The organism is Dermatophilaceae bacterium Soc4.6, from assembly GCA_039889245.1.
Taxonomy (GTDB): Bacteria; Actinomycetota; Actinomycetes; order Actinomycetales; family Dermatophilaceae; genus Lapillicoccus.
On record JAZGVH010000002.1, the window covers coordinates 798,422 to 817,202 of the forward strand.

An 18,781-nucleotide genomic window follows, 5' to 3' on the forward strand; every position below is an offset into this window, starting at 1 on the left:
CCCAGCACGTCTGACCCCGCACCGGCAAGCAACGCGCCGAGCGGGGCCGTCACACCCGTGTCGAGCGGGTCAGAGAGCCCCCACGCCGACCGGTGACCCGTTGCCGCTGGGCGCGTCGTATCCCGCGACCCCGTGGCAGAGGTAGTCACCACCACAGAACCCGTTGAACCCGCCCACGACGTCGTGCAGGGCGGCGCCCGGCGCATACGTGCGGGCGGCCGTGGCCATCGACGGCCCGTTGCCGGCGAGCCCGATCATGCCCGCCACGAGAGGGGCCGACAGGCTCGTCCCGCCGACGACGATCCAGCCGTTGGACGGGCCGAGACCGAAGGTGTCGTAGACGGCCAGCCCGGTGCGGGGGTCGGCCACGGCGGAGACGTCGGCGACGGTGCGCATCGAGCAGTGGGAGTCCTTCTGCCACGCGGGCTTGGCGACGTAGGCCGAGCATCCGCTGCCGGCCCCTCCCCAGACCTTCTCCTGCCAGGCGGTCGCCCCACCCGAGGGCCGGGTCAGGCGCGTGCCACCGACGGCCACCGACGACGGCAGCACCGCCGGGAAGGACGCCGTCGTGAAGCCGTAGTCACCCGAGGACACCACCTGGGCCACACCGGGGTGGGTGTAGTAGTCGCGGGCGAAGCGCTGCATCCCCGCGAACTCGTCGGCGCCGTAGGAGTTGTTGACGATCGTGGCCCCGAGCGCGACGGCCCGGTTGACCGCGGCCCCGATGTCCTTCAGCGACGAGGTGTCGGCCTCGACGAGCAGGATGCGGCACCTCGGGCACGCGGCGCTGACGGCCTGCGTGTCGAGCGCCGTCTCGAGCCCCCACCCGGCATCGGGCGCGGGTAAGGCCTGCCCACCGCGCTGGTCGACCTTGCGGAAGCAGCCGGAGGCCCTGGTGCAGGCGGGCAGACCCCACGTGCGACGGGCCACGGCGAGATCGGCCTCGAGGTTCGGGTTGTCGTAGGCACCGACGATGGCGACGGTCTGACCCGCTCCCGCCGTGGCGTCGAGCCCGTAGGCCGCCTGGATGTCGGCCGGGCCGTAGCCCTCGGTGGGACCTGCCGCCTGCGAGCGGGCCCCGGCCGGCGCGACGGCTCCCGAGCCGGGCAGCCACTGCGCGAGGCAGCGGACCGAGCCGGGCCGGGCCGCAGCGCAGGCTGTGCGCGGGGTCGCGCTCCATCCGGCCGACGCGGACGGGGCGGACGGGGCGGACGGGGCGGACGGGGCGTTGGCAGGAGCCGGGGCCGCGGTGATCACGAAGGCTCGCTGCACCGTCTGCTTGAAGGTGCTGCCGCCGGCGTCGACGGCCGCGATCGACACGTCGACGGTGGACCCGACGAGGAAGGAGGGCAGGGAGACCTGGGCGCTGTAGCGACCCCCACCGGCCGAGACGAGGGGATAGTCCTGGGGGAAGTAGCCGACCGGCCGCACCGTGATCGTGCCCGAGGTGACGCCCGCGGGCTCTGCCCCGGGCACCCGGCCCAGCTCGACCGTGAGGGTGCGACGCCCGGCGGGGATCCCACCGCGGCCGTCGGTGGGCAGCAGGGCCCTGCCCTGCAGGACCGGCAGCACCCGGCACTGCGTGCCGAGGCAGTGCCAGCCGGCCGGCGCAGCCGCACCGGAGCCCGCTGCGGAGGAGAAGCCGAGCTCGGTGTGGCTGCGGGTGGACAGCAGGGGGATCGCGGCGTAGTGGTCCACGTCGAGGACCGCCGTGTACGTGGCCCTCGCTGCGGGCACCGGCAGGGCGACGACCCCCAGGGAGTCGTCCTGGTCGACCACGGTGGTGGCGCCGCGGGTCAGGGACAGGTGCGTGACCGGGGTGCCGTCGCTCGAGCCGAAGAGCTCGCTCGAGTGCGTGCGGGTCCCGTCGGAGAGCGGGTCGAGGATCAGCGTCAGTCCGTCGCTGGAGCGGCAGGCGAGGCAGCTGTGGTTCGACGCCTGATCGGGCACGGCGGGTGCCAGCGGTGCATGGCGCCAGGTCACCGTCCGAGTCGTGCCGGGCAGATAGCGCTCGAACCCGACGAGGATGTCCCAGTCGTCGGCCCGTGTGTTGCCGAACTCTGTCTCGCTCCATCCCACGGCGTCGGCCCCGTAGACGTAGGAGGTGGTCGTGAGCGGGACCGCCAAGGGCCTCAGGGTGGTGAAGACGAAGGACGAGTTGCCGGTCACGGCGGCCCGGCCGAATGCGGTGGCCGCCCCGTCGGTGTCGGTGTCGTGGCGCTCGGTCACCGTGGTGAGACGGCCGGTCGGCAGGGTCGGGTGCGTGAACGCCCGGTCGACGACCGTCGCGGAGAAGGACAGGTCGTAGGCGTAGGCGTCGGCGCTGGGCCCGTCGAGGTGGAACGAGGTCGTGATCGACTGGGTGCCGCGGGTGGGTGCCGGGACGGGGGCGACCCGCAGGCCACCGTCGAGGGCCCCGGAGACGCCGATACCGACGCCGGCGTATCCGCCGGCGTCGCCGCGGGAGAACATGAGGTCGACCTCGCCGGAGGACACCGATCGGGGGGTGGTCACGCGTGGGGCCAGCGTGGCGGTGCGGGCGTCGACCGTGAGCACCTGCTGGTCGGTGGCAACCGTGGTCTCGGGAAGCGGGACCAGCTGTGAGGTCCACGTGCCGTCGTCCTGCCGCCGGGCGAAGGAGAGGGCGCCGGAGTAGACGCCGTTCGGCACGCTCAGCCGGGCCTCACCCCCGCGGAGGGTGACGAAGCCGACGTAGCGGCGCCCGTCGACGACGTTCAACAGCAGCCCGCCGGCGGACCGCGCCGGTGCCCCCTGGTCGTCGATGCCCTTGATGACCAGCGTGTGCATCACGAAGCTGGGCGTGACCGGTCCCGAGGCCGTCGAGCTCGTCGAGATCGCCTCGATCCTGGTCACACCGGCGAAGACGCCGGTGGAGGCGCCCTTCACGACGGCCGTGGCCTCACGCACGAGCGCGGCACCGAGTGCTGACGCCGTCGTGGCCGTGACGGCCGCCGTCGCGACACCGGCCGCGTCGCCGACGACCGTCACACCAGGCAGGTGAGGAGTCGCGCCGGAGTGGCGGATGCGCAGGCGCAGGTCGCCGGAGGTGGACGCAGGGCGTGCCACGTCGAAGAGCGCGGGGTCGAGGAGGCCCCCGACGAGCGCGGAGACCGTGGCCGGCACGACGTAGTGGGCGCCACCGCCATCGAGCTGGCTGACCGGACCCGAGCTGTGGGAGGCGCGCAGCAGCGCGTACGACGGCGTGCCGGCCGCTGTCCCGACGACCACCCGGTCCCCCGTGGGCAGCAGCCGCACCTGGCCGCGCGTCGACACCTTCGCGGCTTCACCTGCGGTGGTCGGGGCGGCGGTGGGGGCGGCGGTGGTGGCCAGTGTCGCGGCGGAAGCCTCGGCGGCCCGGGACGCCGCCGAGGCGGTGGGCGTGAGGGCCAGTGCCGGCACGAGGGCGGCCGCCCCGGCCGCTCTCAGAATGGCGACAAGACGACGACGACGTGCAGGCATGACATTCCCCCGACAGGCTGGTCAGACAGACGGCGAACCGATCGCCTCGGCGCGGCGGCTCGGCGCGGCGGCTCGGCGCCGAGCCTCCCGCACCTTTGCTCTCCAGCGCAAGGCCCGGACCGCAGTGGCGATCGGGGCCCCTCCTGCACACGTGTGGTCCGGCCGGTCGTCAGCCCTTGGAGGACTTCACGGCATCGGTCGCCTGCGGCAGCACGGCGAAGAGGTCGCCGACGACACCGAAGTCGACGAGCTCGAAGATCGGTGCCTCCTGGTCCTTGTTGACGGCGATGATGGTCTTGCTGGTCTGCATCCCGGCGCGGTGCTGGATCGCACCCGAGATGCCGCAGGCGACATACAGCTGCGGGGAGACCTGCTTGCCGGTCTGGCCGACCTGCGAGGTGTGGGGGTACCACCCGGCGTCGACGGCGGCCCGGCTCGCACCCACCGCCGCTCGGAGGCTGTCGGCGAAGTCCTCCACCTTGGTGAAGTCGCCACCGGTGCCGCGCCCGCCGGAGACGACGATGGCCGCCTCGGTGAGCTCAGGGCGACCCGACTTCTCCTTGGGGCTGCTCGCCGTGATGCGGGCGGTGCGCGCGAGGTCGGAGGCGGTGAAGTCGACCGGGGTCAGCTCCGGCTGGGCCGGCTGCTGCTGGGGCGGCGCCGAGTTGGGCTTGACCGTGATCACGGCGTTTCCCTTGCTGGGCGTGGACTTCACGGTGTAGGACCCGGCGAAGACCGACTGGGTCGTGACGATCCTGCCGTCCACCGACTGCACGTCGACGGCGTCCGTCACCAGGCCGTAGCCCGTCTTGACCGCGAGTCGCGCCGCCACCTCCTTGCCCTCCGGAGTCGAGGGGATGAGCACCGCCACGGCCGACGTCTCCGCGACCAGCTGGGCCAGCAGCTCGGCCTGCGGCACGACGAGGTAGTCGGTCAGCTCGGCCGAGTCGCAGTGGTAGATCTTCTGCGAGCCGTACTTGCCGAGGATGTCGGCGGCAGCCTGGACGTTGGCGCCAAGGAAGACGGACGAGGGCTCACCGATGCGGCGGGCGATGGTCAACAGCTCGGCGGTCGTCTTGCGGACCTTGCCGTCGAGGTGGTCGACCAGGACGAGGACTACGGCCATGGGATGTCTCCTAGGAAAGAATCGTGAAGTCTGGTCAGACGAACTTGTGCTCGGCGAGGAAGGCCGCGAGCTTCTGCCCACCGTCACCCTCGTCGGCGACGATGGTGCCCTGCTGGCGGGGGGGCCGAGCCGCGAAGGACTCGACCGTCGTCCACGAGCTGCCCAGACCCACCTCGCCGGCGTCGACGCCGATGTCGCTGAGCGACCACGTGTCGACCGGCTTCTTCTTGGCCGCCATGATCCCCTTGAAGGAGGGGTAGCGCGGCTCGTTGATCTGGTCGGTCACCGAGACCAGCGCGGGCAGGGACGCCTCGATCGTCTGCGACGCCAGGTCGCCGTCGCGGCGCACCGACACGGCGCCCTCGGTGACGGTCAGCTCGGATGCGTAGGTCACCGCAGGCAGTCCGAGGCGCTCGGCCAGCATCGTCGGGACCACGCCCATCGTGCCGTCGGTGGACGCCATGCCAGTGAGGACGAGATCGGGCTGCGGGTCGAGCTTCGCGATGGCCCGCGCCAGCAGCAGCGACGTGGCTCCGGCGTCGGAGCCGTGGATCGCGTCGTCCTTGACGTGGACCGCCTTGTCGGCGCCCATCTGCAGCGCCTTCTTCGTGGCGTCGGCGGCCTCGGCCGGCCCGATCGTGAGGACCGTCACCTCACCGTCGTGAGCCTCCTTGATCTTGAGCGCCTCCTCGACGGCGTACTCGTCGAGCTCGGAGAGCAGACCGGCCACGTTGCTGCGGTCGGTCGTCTTGTCGGAGTCGCTGAAGGTGCGGTCTGCCTGGGCGTCCGGCACGTACTTGACGCAGACGACGATGTTCATGGGTGGAACGTCCTCTTCCGTTGCGGTCGAGGGCGCCCGGGTCGGCGCACCTCGTGCTGTAGGTCGTGCGGGTCATGCGGACCGTGCGGACCGGAGCCACGCAGACCGGTCTCGGTGGTGCTGGACCCATACTCTCAGCCAGGAGCCGTCACGGCTGGGCGGCCACCGCGTGACGCTGGCGACACCTCCGGGTTACTTGCCGGTAATGACCTCTCGGCACTCGGCCTCCGTGATGGTCGGCACTCTAGGGCGCATCGTCAGACGCCGTGCATCTGGGTGCGCAGCGTCCCGTAGGCGGAGCGCACCGACGCGGCCCAGTCGCCGCCGGCGGGCAGGGTCTGCGACGACAGCGGCCAGGTCGGCGGCTCGTCCGACCCGCTCGTCCCCCCCGCCGAGACCCGCAGGACCCAGGCGGCCTGTCGGGCGGCACCCAGGGCTACGTACTCCCCCGCGGACGGGACCTCCACCGGCGCACCGAAGAGGCCCGCCGCCACCGCCTGCACAGCGGCGGAGCGGGCGGCCCCCCCGATGAGCAGGACCCGGACCACCGGCACCCCGTTGGCCCGCAGCGCGTCGAGCCCGTCGGCCAACCCGCAGAGCATGCCCTCGACCGCCGCGCGAGCCAGGTTCTCCGGGGTGGAGTTGCCGCGGGTCAGCCCGCCCAGGGTCCCGGTCACGCCGGGGAGGTCGGGAGTGCGTTCGCCGTCGAGGTACGGCAGGAGGGTCAGGCCGCCCGCCCCGGGCTCGGCGGCGAGGGCGAGCCGCTCCAGCCCGGCGAGGTCGGTGCCGAGCACCGCGGCCGCCGAGGTGAGGACCCGCGCCGCGTTGAGCGTGCAGACGAGCGGCAGGTACCGACCGGTCGCGTCCGCGAAACCGGCCACGAGGCCGGTCGGGTCGGCGGTCGGCCGGTCACTGACCCCGAAGACCGTGCCGCTCGTGCCGAGCGAGACGACGATGTCGCCCGGCCGGAGTCCGAGGCCGAGCCCCGCCCCCATGTTGTCGCCGGTCCCGGGACCCACGAGCAGTCCCGTTCCGCTGCGCCCGGCCGCCTGGGCGGGTCCCACCACCTCGGGCAGACCGAGTCCGCGCCCGAAGCCCAGCTCGAGCAGGTCGGTGCGGTAGCGCTCCTCACCCGACGACCAGTAGCCGGTGCCCGAGGCGTCACCGCGGTCGGTCACCAGGCGCACCCCGGCGAGGTCTCCGCCGCCGACGATCTTCGCCGTCAGCCAGTCGTGCGGAAGGAGCACCTCGCGCACCCGGGCCGCGTGCTCCGGCTCGTGTCGCGCGAGCCAGCGCAGCTTCGTGACCGTGATGCTCGCGGTCGGCACCGTGCCCGTCGCATCGGCCCAGGCCTGCGGACCACCGAGCTCCGAGACCAGGTCGCGCGCGGCGTCGGCCGAGCGGGTGTCGTTCCACAGCAACGCCGGTCGCACGACACGACGGCGCTCGTCGAGGGTCACCATGCCGTGCTGCTGCCCGGCGACCGAGATCGCCTCGACCCCGTCGAGCAGGCCACCGGAGGTCGCCTGCTCGAAGGCCGACCACCAGAGCTGCGGGTCGATCTCGGTCGAGTCGGGGTGAGCCGCTCGGCCCTGCCTGACCACCTCGCCCGTCTCGGCATCGCAGACGACGACCTTCGTGGACTGGGTGGAGGAGTCGACCCCGGCGACGAGTGTGCGCCCCCGGTCGGTCTGCGTGGTCACTCGCCGTCGCGCAGGCGGGTGAGCGTGGCCCGCGCGCCGATCTCGTGCAGCGAGGACAGCGCGGCGGCATACGCCGTCGTGAACCGCTCGTGGCGGGCGAGGTCGCCGAAGAGCTGCTCGTCCTCGACGAAGGCCAGCGGGTCGTCCTTCTGGCGCGCCGCGGCGGCCATCACCCGCTCCTTGAGCTGGTCGACGACGTCGATGGGCTCGCCCTGCTCGTCGACGCCCTCGGCGTAGCGGGCCCAGGACGCGATGACCAGGGCCGACCGCTCGAGCGCCCCACCCGTCTCGAGATTGTGCCGGATCACGGGCACCAGCCACTTGGGTATGCGGTCGGAGCTCTCGGCGCACAGCCTCGAGAGCGTGTCGCGCACCTCGGGGTTGGCGAACCGCGCGATGAGCTGGTGCTTGTAGGCCGTGAGATCCACCCCCGGCACCGGGTGGAGCGTCGGGGTGGCCTCGTCGTCCATGTAGCCGAGCAGGAACTGCGTGAACAGCGGGTCCTGGCAGACCTCGTGCGCGAAGCGATAGCCGCTGAGGTAGCCGAGGTAGGTCAGGGCCTGATGGCTCGCGTTGAGCAGTCGCAGCTTCATCAGCTCGTAGGGCTCGACGTCGGCGACCACCTGCACGCCCACGTCCTCGAAGGGCGGGCGGCCAGCCGGGAAGTCGTCCTCGAGACACCACTGGGTAAAGGGTTCGCACACCACGGGCCAGGCGTCCTCGATCCCGACGTCGGCGGAGAGCTGCGCGATGTCGGCCGGTGCGGTCACCGGGGTGATCCGGTCGACCATCGAGTTGGGGAACGAGACCTCGGCCGTCATCCAGTCGGCCAGGTCGGGGTCCTTGAGCCGGGCGAAGGCGGTGACCATCCGCTTGGCGACGTCACCGTTGCCGGGGATGTTGTCGCAGGACATCACCGTGAACGGCACGGTGCCGCTGTCGCGACGACGACGCAGGGCCTCGGTGATGAAGCCGAACGGCGTCGTCGGGACCGCCCCTGGGAGCAGGTCGGCCTGGATGCTCGGGGCGCCGGCGTCGAACTCCCCCGTCGAGGGGTGGAAGAGGTACCCGCCCTCGGTGATGGTGAGCGAGACGATCCGGGTCGACGCCGCCGTCATGAGGTCGAGCACCGTCGCCGGGTCGTCGGACGCCAGGTGGAAGCCGAGGATCGACCCGATGACCCGGGGCTCCCGGCGCCCGTCGGGATGCTTGACCACCAGGGTGTAGAGGCCCCCCTGCGGGACGAGGGCGTCACGCATCCGGGCGTCCTGGGGCATCGTGCCCACCCCGACGATGCCCCAGTCGAGGGCCTGGCCCCGGTTCATCAGGGCATCGACGTACATCGCCTCGTGGGCCCGGTGGAAGCCACCGACTCCGAAGTGGACGATGCCCGGCGTGACGGCGTCACGGTCGTAGGCGGGCCCGGGCACCCCGTGCGGGAGGGCGCCGAGGAGGGAAGGGGTGAGCTGGGTCATGGCGGGTGAGTCTCCTTGCGGGAGAGGGGGTTCTAGCGGACGGCGCCCATGGACAGCCCCTGCACGAGCTTGTCCTGGGCGGCGAAGCCGGCGATGAGGACGGGCAGTGACACGACGAGCGAGGCGGCACAGACCTTGGCCAGGAACAGCCCCTGGCTGGTGACGAAGCCGGTCAGGAAGACCGGCGACGTCGTGGCCACCGTGGCGGTCAGCACCCGGGCGAACAGCAGCTCGTTCCAGCTGAAGATGAAGCAGATCAGCGCGGCAGCGGCGATGCCCGGGGTGACGACCGGGGCGACGATCTTGCGCAGGGTCATGATCAGCCCTGCGCCGTCGATCTGCGCCGCCTCGAGCATCTCGATCGGGACCTCGGCGAGGAAGGACCTCAGCATCCAGATGGCGATCGGGAGGTTCATCACCGTGTAGAACAGGATGAGCAGCCAGATGCTGTCGAGGAGCCCGACCTGCTTGGCAAAGAGGTAGATCGGCAGGAGGCCCGCGACGATCGGGAGGAACTTGGTCGACAGCAGGAAGAAGAGGACGTCGGTCCACTTCTTCACCGGCTTGATCGACAGGGCATATGCCGCGGGGAAGGCGAGCAGGATGACGAAGATCGTCGAGAGGATGCTCGCCGTCGCCGAGTTGATCAGCGGCGGCAGCGGACTCGCAGCCCAGAACGCCCGGTAGCCGTCGAGGCTGAGTGCCGCGAAGAACGAGGGCGGGTTGGTCGCGGCGTCGGCCTCCTTGTGGAACGACGTCAGGACCATCCACAGCACCGGGAAGACGAAGATCAGGCCGATCACCCACGCCGACAGACCGAGCAGCCGCTCCCCCACCGATGGCCGACGGTGGTGGTATGCCTGGGGGGTGCCGGGGGCCGAGCCCTTCACGCGAGCGGTCGCGGTGTCGCTGGTCATCGGCTCTCCTCCTTGAACAGGCTGAAGACGGTCCGCAGCGCTACGGTGGCCACCGCGATCGTGAGGACGACGACGATGACGCCGGCAGCCGATGCGAGGCCGTAGTTCTGGGCGGTGTAGAAGGTCTGGTAGATGTAGTACGGCAGGTTGGCGGTACCGAGCCCGCCGGAGGTGATCGTGAAGACGTGGTCGAAGTTCTGCACCACGTAGATCGTGCCGAGCAGCCCGGAGAGCTCGATGTAGGGGCGTAGGTGGGGCAGCGTCATCTTCGTGAAGATCTGCCAGGCGTTGGCCCCGTCGATGCGGGCCGCCTCGACGACGTCGAGAGGCCGGCTCTGCAGGCCCGCCAGCAGGATGAGCATCATGAAGGGCGTCCACTGCCAGACGATCGCGAACATCACCGCGAGGAAGGGAAAGCGCCCGATCCAGTCGATCTGGGGTGCGTTCTCCCCGAGGAAGAGCTTCAGCAGACCGTTGAAGAGGCCGTAGGACGGGTTGTAGAGCGCGTGCTTCCACAGCAGGGCCGCGGCGACGGGCACGATGAGGAACGGCGTGATCATCATGGTGCGCACCGCCCCTCGTCCCCAGAACTTGCGGTCGAGGAGCAGGGCGATCGCGAGACCGAGCAGGAGCGAGACCACCACCACGGACAGCGTGAGGAACACGGTCACGAGGATGGCCTGTCGCGCGTCCGGGTCGGAGACCGCCCGCTGGAAGTTCTCGAGACCCGCAAAGTGACGGCGGTCCGGGTAGTAGGCGTTCCAGCTGATGAACGACGTGACGATCGTGACGACGAACGGGAGCTGGGTGACGATGACGACGAGGACGAGTGCGGGGAGCAGCGGTGCGCGGCGAGCCCAGTCTCCTGAGCGGAGCAGGGCCTTGCTGGGCTTCGTGCCCGCACCCGGGCCCGCGGCACCCTCGCGGGTGCCGCGGGCCGAGGTGGTGAGTGACATGGTTTCAGCTCACCATCACTTGTAGCTCTTGGCCACGGTCTCGGCCAGGGCCTGACCCTTGTCGAGAGCCGAGGCCACGGTGTCCTGCCCGGCGATGGCCGCGCTGACGTACTGGCTCACCTTGGTGCCCAGGTCGGGGAACTCGGGGATGTCGACGAACTGGATGCCGGGCGCCGGGCGGGGCTGAACACCCGGGTTGTCGGGGTTGGCTGTCTCGATCGCGTTCTTGGTCTCCGTCGCGAAGGCCCCGGCGCTCTTGACGTACTCGGCGTTGGCGTAGGTCGAGGCCCGCTTGCCGGCCGGGACCTTGGACCAACCGAGCTTCGCACCCACGAGCTCCTCGTACTTCTTGCTCGAGGCCCACGAGATGAACTTCCAGGCCGCGTCCTTCTTCGCACTCTTCTCCTCGGCCGCCCAGGCCCAGGTGTAGAGCCAGCCGGCGGAGTCGGTCTTGACGACCGGGGCCGGCGCATAGCCGATCTTGCCCTTGACCGGGGAGTCAGCGGCCTCGAGCGAGCCGGCGGCCGACGTGGCGTCGTACCACATGGCCGTGTTGCCCTGCGTCATGTTGTTGAGGCACTCGGTGAAGCCGGCCTGCGAGGCGCCGGCCTCACCGTGCTGCCTGACGAGGTTGACGTAGAAGTTGGTGGCCTCCTTGAACTCGGGGGCGTTGACCTTGGGGGTCCAGTCCTTCTCGAACCAGGTGCCGCCGAAGGTGTTGACCACGGTCGTCAAGGGCGCGAAGACCTGACCCCACCCGGGTTGGCCGCGCAGGCAGATGCCGCGCATCCCCGTGGGCGTGTCGATCTTGGCGGCGATATCGGCGACCTGCTGCCAGGTCGGCTTCGCGGGCATCGTCACGCCCTTGGCCGCTAGCACGTCCTTGCGGTACATCAGGAACGAGGACTCACCGTAGAACGGCTCGCCGTAGAGCTTGCCGTCGGCCGTGAGGGCCTTGGTCATGGGCGCCAGGATGTCGCTCTGGTCGAAGGCGGTGTCGGCCTGGCTGTAGGACGTGAGGTCGGCGACCCACTTGTTCTTGGCGTAGATCGGGATCTCGAAGTTGGACAGCGTGGCCACGTCGTACTGGCCGGCCTGGGACGAGAACTCCTGGCTCGTCTTGTCACGCAGGTCGTTCTCGGGCAGGACGGTGAAGTTGACCGTGATCCCGGACTCCTTGGTGAACTCCGGAGCCAGCTTCTGAAGGTCGACCATCTGCGGGTTGTTGACCATGAGGACGTTGATGGAGCTGGCGGAGCCGCCGCTCGCGGCGGCTCCTCCCCCTCCTCCGGCTCCCGCACAGGCGCTGAGCCCCACGGAGAGGGCGAAGGCCCCCAGCACGACCGGGGCGGCGATCGTCGCACGCGACATGAAATCTCCTCGTTGAGTGTCTGCGGATCAGTCCGAACAACTTTGCTCATATGAGCATCCCCTTGCTCATATGCTCAAGGTGGAGTAAAACGCTGATGGTAGGCCGGTGTCAAGGACCAGAGGAGGCTCGGGCACAGTTGCGGCCAACCCGTGACCCGGAGCTCACCCCGACAGGCACGACGACTCAAGGAGAAGAGGCAGCCGGTGGAGCCCACGTCGACCTTCGCAGGCGGGCCCGCCCTGCTCGTGATGACGGCCACGGCCGCACGGCGCTACTACGTCGACGGGCGGTCGAAGGTCGAGATCGCCCACGAGCTGGGGATCAGCCGCTTCAAGGTCGCTCGCCTGCTGGAGGGTGCGCTGTCGAGCGGCCTCGTGCGGATCGAGATCGGGCACCCGGGCAGCATCGACACCGACCTCTCGAGCCAGCTGCGCGAGCACCTCGGGCTGAGCACCGCGATCGTCGTCGAGACGGCCGAGGACGACCCGTCCGCCCTGCGCGAGGTGCTGGCTCAGGCCGCGGCCGACCTGCTCGCGGAGACGGTGACCCGTGACGACGTGATCGGTCTGGCCTGGGCCCGGGCCGTCGCGAGCACCGTCACGAGCATCCGCTCGATCGCTCCGGCCCCCGTCGTGCAGCTCACCGGCTCACTCCCTCGCGAGGACCTCGCCGCCACGTCGATCGAGATCGTGCGTGAGATGGCGTCCCGCACCGGGGCCGAGGCCTCGTTCTTCTACGCGCCCTTCCTCCTGCCCGACGCCGCGACCGCTGCCACGTTGCGCCAGCAGCCGGACATCCGCCGGGCCATGGCTCGCTTCGCGTCGGTCACCAAGGCCGTCATCGGTCTCGGCGGCTGGGCGCCCGGCCAGAGCACCATCTACGACGCCGTCGATGCTGGCGACCGGGAGTCGCTGGCGTCCGCCGGCACGGTGGCCGACCTCTCAGGCGTCTTCCTCGATGCCGACGGCCACGTGGTCGGGCACGACCTGACGGCGCGCCTCATCTGCATGGACGCGACTGAGCTCGCCTGTGTTGCAGACGTGCTCGCGATCCCGTATGGCGTCGCCAAGGCACCGGCGGTGCTGGCCGCGGCTCGGAGCGGGCTCGTCACCAGCCTCGTCACCCACACCGCCATGGCCGCACAGCTCCTCGCCGGGCCGACCGCGCGACCCCGCGAACGGGCGCACCTGCCCTCCTGAGCACGATGAGGGGTGCCGCGTCGACCGGGACGGGGCAGGTCCCGGTCGACGCGGCCCTTCGAGGGGCGCGGGGGCGCGCGTCCCTCGGCTCGTGGACCGTCCGGGTGCTGCGGACGGTGCGCCGCCGACGTCAGCCGTCACGGCTGGCGCCAACGACCTCGCTCGCCTCGCGGGTACCCCGAACCTCCGGGACGTCCTGCGGCAGCCGGGTCGGCCCGGGGCGCGGCGGTCGTGGTCGCCTACCGGCCACCAGGCGGCGACGCCGACGGATGTCGACCTCACGCAGGTACCGGAGCACGAGGAGCACCACCACCCCTCCGAGCAGCCAGGCCGTCACCAGGAGGGGTGTCTGCACGGAGGCACGGGAGACCAACGGCCCAGGCGTCGCGGCCGGGGCCCCGACGACCCAGTCCAGGTCGCCGGAGACGGCGCTGGCGCCCTGTCGTCGCACGACGGCACGGATGGTGACCGGTCCCCAGTCGCGCAGGTTCAGGGGCGCTGACCACCGACCGGACTCGCCTCGGCTGCCGGTGACGGTCACGACGACCCCGGTGGAGTCGACGACGGTGAAGGCCACCCCGGCCACCGGGCCAGGCGACGGTCGGCGGCTGTCGGCCACCCGCAGCTGGACGACGTTCTCTCCCGGAAGGTTCGGCCGGATCGTCAGCTCCTCCTGCAGCTCGCCCACCTTCTGGGTGACCAGCGTGCTGGCGGGGCCGCGGGGGTCGAGGGTGAGCTGCTTCTCCAGAGCGGGTTGGCCGCTGGTCACGAGACCGGTCAGCAGCAGCACCACGACTCCCCCGGCCACCTCGGCCCCGAGCAGACGGCCGGGCAGGCCGCCCGCTCGCCGCAGCCTCAGGTGGTTGAGCAGTCCGGCGACCAGCAGCGCGGCCACGACGAGCACCTTGAGCACGAGCAGGCGGCCGTAGTCGGTCAGGAGCAGCGCATCCACCGAGCCCACCACCCCGCTGGCGAGGGCGAGGCCGGTGACGACCATCAGCCCGACGGCCGCGCCCGCGACGGGGCCGAAGGCGACGAGCACCCGTCGCGCGTCGTCACGCCCGGGGCGGACCACGACGATGACGAGGGAGAGCAGGGCGAGCGTGCCCATCCAGGTCCCCGTCGACAGCACGTGGACGCTGGACAGGACCGCGCGGAGGGGCGAGCCCGTCGCCCCGCTGCCCGAGTGCCCGAGCAGGGCGTTGCTCCATGCGGCGCCGCCCGCGCCCACGACCGCCAGGACGGTCCGGCGGCGACCGGCCAGCCACTGGTCGAGACCGGGCCGTGTGGCTGCGCTCGCGACGACGGCCAGCAGACCGAGCTCACGAGCCGACCACCACAGCGCATACCTGCTGTGCAGCACGGACCCGGCCAGCGAGGGCGAGGCGATCAGCTCCCAGCCGAGCAGCGCGACACCGGCGACGGCGGCGCCGACGGCAACCCGCGCTGTCACCCGACGCACGAGCCGGCCTGCTTCCGGGCCGACCCTGCTCCGACGGGTGAGCAGCACCGACGCCACCGGCGCTGCGGCACCGAGCGCGAGGCCCGCGAAGACGACGGCCCGGAGCACCGCCTCGACGAGACCGGGTGAGGTCTCGGTCCAGCCGACGGGCGTGACGCTAGTGCCGACTCCGAAGCCGAAGGTGCCGTCGGTGGCGTGCAGGTCGTCGAAGGAGACGGTCGACCACGACACCTGGTAGGCGCCGTTGGCCAGTGGCGGAAGGGGGACGACGATCCTCGACGGCGCGGAGGGATCGGCCGGGGTGACCAGCCGGACCGGGCCCAGGCGCACCCGACCGGAGCTCTCGATGAGGGTGATGGACGTGGCCGAGGGCACGACCTCTTCACTGAAGACCAGCGAGAGCTCGGCCGGGGCAGTGGTGAGGACGGCCCCGTCCGAGGGGTTGCTGCCGTCGAGGTAGGCGTGGGCCTGCGCCAGCGGTGCCCCCGCGACGACGGCAACGCCGATGGCCACGGCCACCGCCACCCCGGTCAGGAGCCGCCGCCCGGCCCGGGCCAGACCCTTCCGGGGCCCGTTCACGGCCGGCTCACTCGACCAGGATGCCGGGCAGCGACATCCCGTGGGCCGTGAGTGAGGCGTGGTCGTTCGGCCGCACGGTCCCGCCGTTGTTGTAGACGAAGTAGTAGGTCTGGCCGACCGGCAGGCTGTGACCCTGCTTCATCAGGGCGACCCGCTTGGTGGCGGCCCCGGTCTCCTCGTTCTTGAGCACCGGGAGGTTCTTCTGGTCGTCCTGGAAGCGGGTCGCCTTGTCGGAGTCGAGGATGACGTAGCTGACCTGGACCAGCCCCCCGTCCGCGACGATGGCGACGCGGGAGAACCGCACCCCGAGCGCCTCCTCCATCGAGGCGTTCGTCGGCATGGCCGACTCCGCGACCGCGCGGTGCGACGCGAACGTGTGGACCGCGAGCGCCAGCACGGCGGCGACGAGCAGCAGGGCCACGGCCTGCGTCCGTCGCGACCTGTCGGCGCCCAGCCTGGTGATGCGATTCCTCATGGTGCGTGCCCCTTCCTGGTGGGTGACCCGGCGGCGACGGGGAGTCGCCGCCGGATCGTCCCTGGTGTTCACGATGGGACGCCCCGCCCCATCGGTTCCTGCGTCTCGCGGTGACCCGTCAGGGGGTCACGGCGAGGTTGTCCAACCGCAGCGTCTGTCGCAGCCCGGGTGCGGCCGGGGTCCCGACGACCCCGAGGGAGATGCCCGAGACGCCGAGACCGGTGGTGTTGCCGGTCGACGTCGAGGCGACGGAGGCGCCGCGGTCGAGAGACAGCGTGAGCTGACCCTGGGGGGTGACGCTGGTGCCCTTCTTGGGTCCCGCCCTCCAGCCGAGGCTGACGGTGGCCTTGCCCGTCGGGAGCACGACGACCTTCCCGTTGGCCGGCGTGAGCCCGACCCGTGTGAGGACCGTGCGGAGCTGGACCTGACCGGTGGCCGTCTTCTGCAGCTGGAGGCCGAAGACCTGCCCGCTGCTGCCCGTTGCCGCGGCGACGGTGGTCCAGCCGGCCCGGGTGACCCCCGTGCCGTCGACGTCCACCGTGACGGTGGCGGTCGGGAGGGTCGCGCCCACCGGCCGCTGCGCCGATGCGGGTGCCTTGAGGTAGGCACTGGCGCTGGCTGAGGAGACCTGGAGGCTCCCGCCCTGGACGCTCACCCCGGCGCCCGTCGTGGTCCACGACCCGTTGAGCGGGCCGGTGAAGGACTCGGTGACGAGGCTGACCGGGTTGACCGTGAGCGTGGTGCTGGCAGTGTTGCTCCAGTTGCCGGCCAGGTCGACCGCCCTCACGTTGAGCCGCTGCGACCCGGGCGTGGTGCCCGTCACGGGCAGGTTGCCCAGGGTCAGAATCCCGGCGTTGAGGGTGGCCGTGACCCGGGTGGCCTTGCCGACGCCCGGGTCGGTGGTGCCGAACCAGAACTCGGCGCCGCCCTGCCAGGTGCTCGAGACCGGGTTGTTGGGGTCGACGAACGGCACGGTGGCCGTGATCACCGCCGCCCCGGCGGTCGTGGCCGGGGCCACGAGCCCCTGCGTGGCGTTGGCCAGCACGGGAGCCGTCCGGTCGACCTGGAACGACGAGGTCAGGAACTCACCCCAGTTGCCCGCGGCGTCCTGGCCGTGGACGTAGAGGTGGAACTGCCCGTCCGTGTAGTTGCGGATCGCCGAGAGCGGGATGAGGCCGTAGAAGCCGGCCGACGTGGCGGTCGCGCTGATCGACGGGTCGTCGGGGATGAGCTGGAGCCCGGAGCCGTTCGTGACTGCGTTGATGTCGGTCGGGTTGACGAAGGCCTCGGCGTCGGCGATGGTGCTGCCGCCGGATCCGTCGTCGATCGTGGCCGAGACCACGACGTAGCCCGGGTGGCCGGGGGCCGAGACCAGGCCGTTGGTCGGGCTGGGCTCCAGGCTGGCGACCAGGGTGCTCGGGGCCGTCAGGTCGACCGTGAAGGGGACCTCGATCAGTGGACCCCACAGGTCACGGCTGTCCTTGCTGCGGATCCAGGCCGAGTGCTTGCCGTCGCCCAGGGCCGCGACGACGGCGTTGTCGACCGTGGCCGTCTCTGCGACGACCGCGAAGGGGGTGCGGTTGAGCCCGAGCGTGCCGGCGGGCGTCGGGGGCGGCGAGGTCGTGAGGTCGGGCGCCGTGTTGCCGAAGTAGTACTCCGCGCTCGTCACCGTGCCGCCGGCTGCGGTGTCGTCACCGGTCGCGTGGAGGGTGACGGTGCCGGTGGCGTTGGTCAGGGCGGGCGTCAGGAAGGCCGCCCGCGTCAGCGCGCCGTACCCCTGGACGTTGAGCGTGGCGGCGACGAAGGCGCCCCAGTTGCCGTTGACGTCCTGACCGCGCACGTACACCGTGTGCTTGCCGCTCAGGCTGGCCATCTGGGCGGGGGTGATGGTCCCCGTGGCCGTGGCGGTGACCCCTGCACCTGGGGGAACGGTCATCACGATCCCGCTGCCGGGGCCGGTGCCCGTCGCGTCGTCGATGACGTACTCGGCGCCCGCGACCGTGGCCGTGCCCGTGGTGGCGTCGCTGATCGTCGCGGTGACGGAGATGTCGCTCTGACCGTCGGCCGGGTTGGCCGAGAAGCTGACCGCCGAGGTCTTCGGGCCGGCGGAGTCGGTCGAGGCCGGAGCGGCGAGGGTGTCGAGGTAGGTCATTATCCCGCCGAAGGCGGTCTCGGTGGAGTCCACCCCGGCGAGCTGCTCGGCGTCGAGGTGGGCGCCGCTCTCGTAGAGGACGAACTTCGAGGTGCCGTTGGACGGCACGTCCACGAGCGCGTCGCTCGTCATGCCCGGCTCGAGGACGGCGGTGACCGACCCCTCGGCGAACCCGAGCGGGTGGCTGTCCCTGGAGACGGTCTTCTGTGTGGCGCCGAGGACGGTCATGGGGTGCTGCTTCTGGCCGGCGTTGACGTACCGCAGGAGCACGGTGTTGCCCGGGTTGGTGGCGATGGAGTCGGTCGAGGGGAACGACTTGCCGTTGAGGAGCCGGTAACGCGGGTGGTAGCTGCGCAGGTCGTAGGTCGTCGGGTGGGCGGCGAGGGCGGGGTCGATCTCGCTCAGGACCACGACGGACTCGTCCGTGAACTGGGTCGTCGTGTCGTGGTCTGCCGCGAGGACGACCAGCGCCCCGACGAGACCCATCGCGGCCTGGCGGGCACCGTTGGGGTCGTGCCCGGCCTCGTAGAGGTAGGTGCCGGCCCGGGACGCGGTGAACGTGTAGGTCACCATGCCCCCGGACGCGGCTCCGTCCTGGTGCAGTGCGCTGCTGAAGTCTCCGGCCGCGATCCCGGGGATGGCCAGGCCGACGGTCTGGCCGTCGATGGTGTTGTGGACGGTGATGCTGACCGTGTCCCCCTGACGCACCACGAGGTTCGGTCCGGGGGTCGACGGGGTGGTCGCGTCGGGGCCGAAGCCCCAGATCGGTACGTCGGCGCCCGCCACCTGCTGGGTCCCCGCGGAGGCCCAGAGGTCGCAGGTGACCACGGTGTCGGTCACGGCGCAGCCCGACGGGGCGAGCTTGCCGACCGCGGTGCTGGGGGTCGCGGCAGCGAAGCTGCTCACCGCCGCAGCCGCGGTGACGGTGCTCCGAGCAGGGGCGATGGCGCTCGCGGCACCCGCCTGGAGGAACGTCGTCGCGAGGATCGTCGCGCCTCCGGCTGCGGCGATTCGGCGCAGCAACGGGGTGGGGACGACGGTCCGGTCTGGCATCGACATGATGGC

General features: G+C 71.5%; 12 protein-coding genes. 1 reads left to right on the forward strand and 11 read right to left on the reverse strand.

Annotation, left to right across the window (positions count from 1 at the left end):
* Window positions 1-69 precede the first annotated feature (69 nt).
* The 8 genes from V3N99_03830 to V3N99_03865 form a co-directional block, all read right to left on the reverse strand.
* Window positions 70-3,480, reverse strand: a complete 3,411-nt coding sequence (locus V3N99_03830) for a S53 family peptidase (GenBank protein ID MEO3935870.1) — start codon at window positions 3,478-3,480, stop codon at window positions 70-72.
* A 169-nt stretch (window positions 3,481-3,649) separates the two neighbouring features.
* Window positions 3,650-4,606, reverse strand: coding sequence for an electron transfer flavoprotein subunit alpha/FixB family protein (locus V3N99_03835; GenBank protein MEO3935871.1), 957 nt, complete (start codon window positions 4,604-4,606; stop codon window positions 3,650-3,652).
* Between the two features lie 34 nt (window positions 4,607-4,640).
* On the reverse strand, window positions 4,641-5,426 hold the full coding sequence (locus V3N99_03840; GenBank protein ID MEO3935872.1) for an electron transfer flavoprotein subunit beta/FixA family protein: 786 nt from the start codon (window positions 5,424-5,426) through the stop codon (window positions 4,641-4,643).
* 257 nt (window positions 5,427-5,683) lie between these two features.
* Window positions 5,684-7,129, reverse strand: a complete 1,446-nt coding sequence (gene xylB, locus V3N99_03845) for a xylulokinase (protein MEO3935873.1) — start codon at window positions 7,127-7,129, stop codon at window positions 5,684-5,686.
* Window positions 7,126-8,604 carry a mannitol dehydrogenase family protein gene (locus V3N99_03850; protein MEO3935874.1) on the reverse strand — a complete coding sequence of 493 codons (1,479 nt, stop codon included), beginning with the start codon at window positions 8,602-8,604 and terminating at the stop codon, window positions 7,126-7,128. The genes xylB and V3N99_03850 overlap by 4 nt, the downstream gene beginning before the upstream one ends.
* Before the next feature lie 32 nt (window positions 8,605-8,636).
* Window positions 8,637-9,521, reverse strand: coding sequence for a carbohydrate ABC transporter permease (locus V3N99_03855; protein MEO3935875.1), 885 nt, complete (start codon window positions 9,519-9,521; stop codon window positions 8,637-8,639).
* The gene (locus V3N99_03860) at window positions 9,518-10,477 is read right to left on the reverse strand and encodes a sugar ABC transporter permease (protein MEO3935876.1); all 960 of its coding nucleotides are present in this window, start codon (window positions 10,475-10,477) and stop codon (window positions 9,518-9,520) included. Before V3N99_03860 ends, V3N99_03855 begins: the two co-directional genes overlap by 4 nt.
* Before the next feature lie 15 nt (window positions 10,478-10,492).
* A complete protein-coding gene (locus tag V3N99_03865) occupies window positions 10,493-11,848 on the reverse strand; it encodes a sugar ABC transporter substrate-binding protein (GenBank protein MEO3935877.1) in 1,356 nt (451 codons plus the stop codon).
* Window positions 11,849-12,052: 204 nt separating this feature from the next.
* Between V3N99_03865 and V3N99_03870 the strand changes: the two genes are divergently transcribed.
* Entirely contained in the window at window positions 12,053-13,048 is a 996-nt protein-coding gene (locus V3N99_03870) for a sugar-binding domain-containing protein (protein MEO3935878.1), read from the forward strand.
* A 130-nt stretch (window positions 13,049-13,178) separates the two neighbouring features.
* On the opposite strand, the gene V3N99_03875 is transcribed toward V3N99_03870, so the two are convergent.
* From V3N99_03875 to V3N99_03885, 3 genes are all read right to left on the reverse strand, one after another.
* Window positions 13,179-15,089: a copper resistance protein CopC gene (locus V3N99_03875; GenBank protein ID MEO3935879.1), complete on the reverse strand. Its 1,911-nt coding sequence runs from the start codon at window positions 15,087-15,089 to the stop codon at window positions 13,179-13,181.
* 7 nt (window positions 15,090-15,096) lie between these two features.
* Window positions 15,097-15,564, reverse strand: coding sequence for a hypothetical protein (locus V3N99_03880; GenBank protein MEO3935880.1), 468 nt, complete (start codon window positions 15,562-15,564; stop codon window positions 15,097-15,099).
* A gap of 118 nt (window positions 15,565-15,682) precedes the next feature.
* Entirely contained in the window at window positions 15,683-18,775 is a 3,093-nt protein-coding gene (locus tag V3N99_03885) for a multicopper oxidase domain-containing protein (GenBank protein ID MEO3935881.1), read from the reverse strand.
* Window positions 18,776-18,781: the final 6 nt, after the last annotated feature.

What these genes read in the sequence shown, in the direction of transcription:
- V3N99_03830 (MEO3935870.1), bottom strand. Translation starts at nt 3,480, where the DNA reads ATGCCTGCACGTCGTCGTCGTCTTGTCGCCATTCTGAGAGCGGCCGGG.
- V3N99_03835 (MEO3935871.1), bottom strand. Translation starts at nt 4,606, where the DNA reads ATGGCCGTAGTCCTCGTCCTGGTCGACCACCTCGACGGCAAGGTCCGC.
- V3N99_03840 (MEO3935872.1), bottom strand. Translation starts at nt 5,426, where the DNA reads ATGAACATCGTCGTCTGCGTCAAGTACGTGCCGGACGCCCAGGCAGAC.
- V3N99_03850 (MEO3935874.1), bottom strand. Translation starts at nt 8,604, where the DNA reads ATGACCCAGCTCACCCCTTCCCTCCTCGGCGCCCTCCCGCACGGGGTG.
- V3N99_03855 (MEO3935875.1), bottom strand. Translation starts at nt 9,521, where the DNA reads ATGACCAGCGACACCGCGACCGCTCGCGTGAAGGGCTCGGCCCCCGGC.
- V3N99_03860 (MEO3935876.1), bottom strand. Translation starts at nt 10,477, where the DNA reads ATGTCACTCACCACCTCGGCCCGCGGCACCCGCGAGGGTGCCGCGGGC.
- V3N99_03865 (MEO3935877.1), bottom strand. Translation starts at nt 11,848, where the DNA reads ATGTCGCGTGCGACGATCGCCGCCCCGGTCGTGCTGGGGGCCTTCGCC.
- V3N99_03880 (MEO3935880.1), bottom strand. Translation starts at nt 15,564, where the DNA reads ATGAGGAATCGCATCACCAGGCTGGGCGCCGACAGGTCGCGACGGACG.
- V3N99_03885 (MEO3935881.1), bottom strand. Translation starts at nt 18,775, where the DNA reads ATGTCGATGCCAGACCGGACCGTCGTCCCCACCCCGTTGCTGCGCCGA.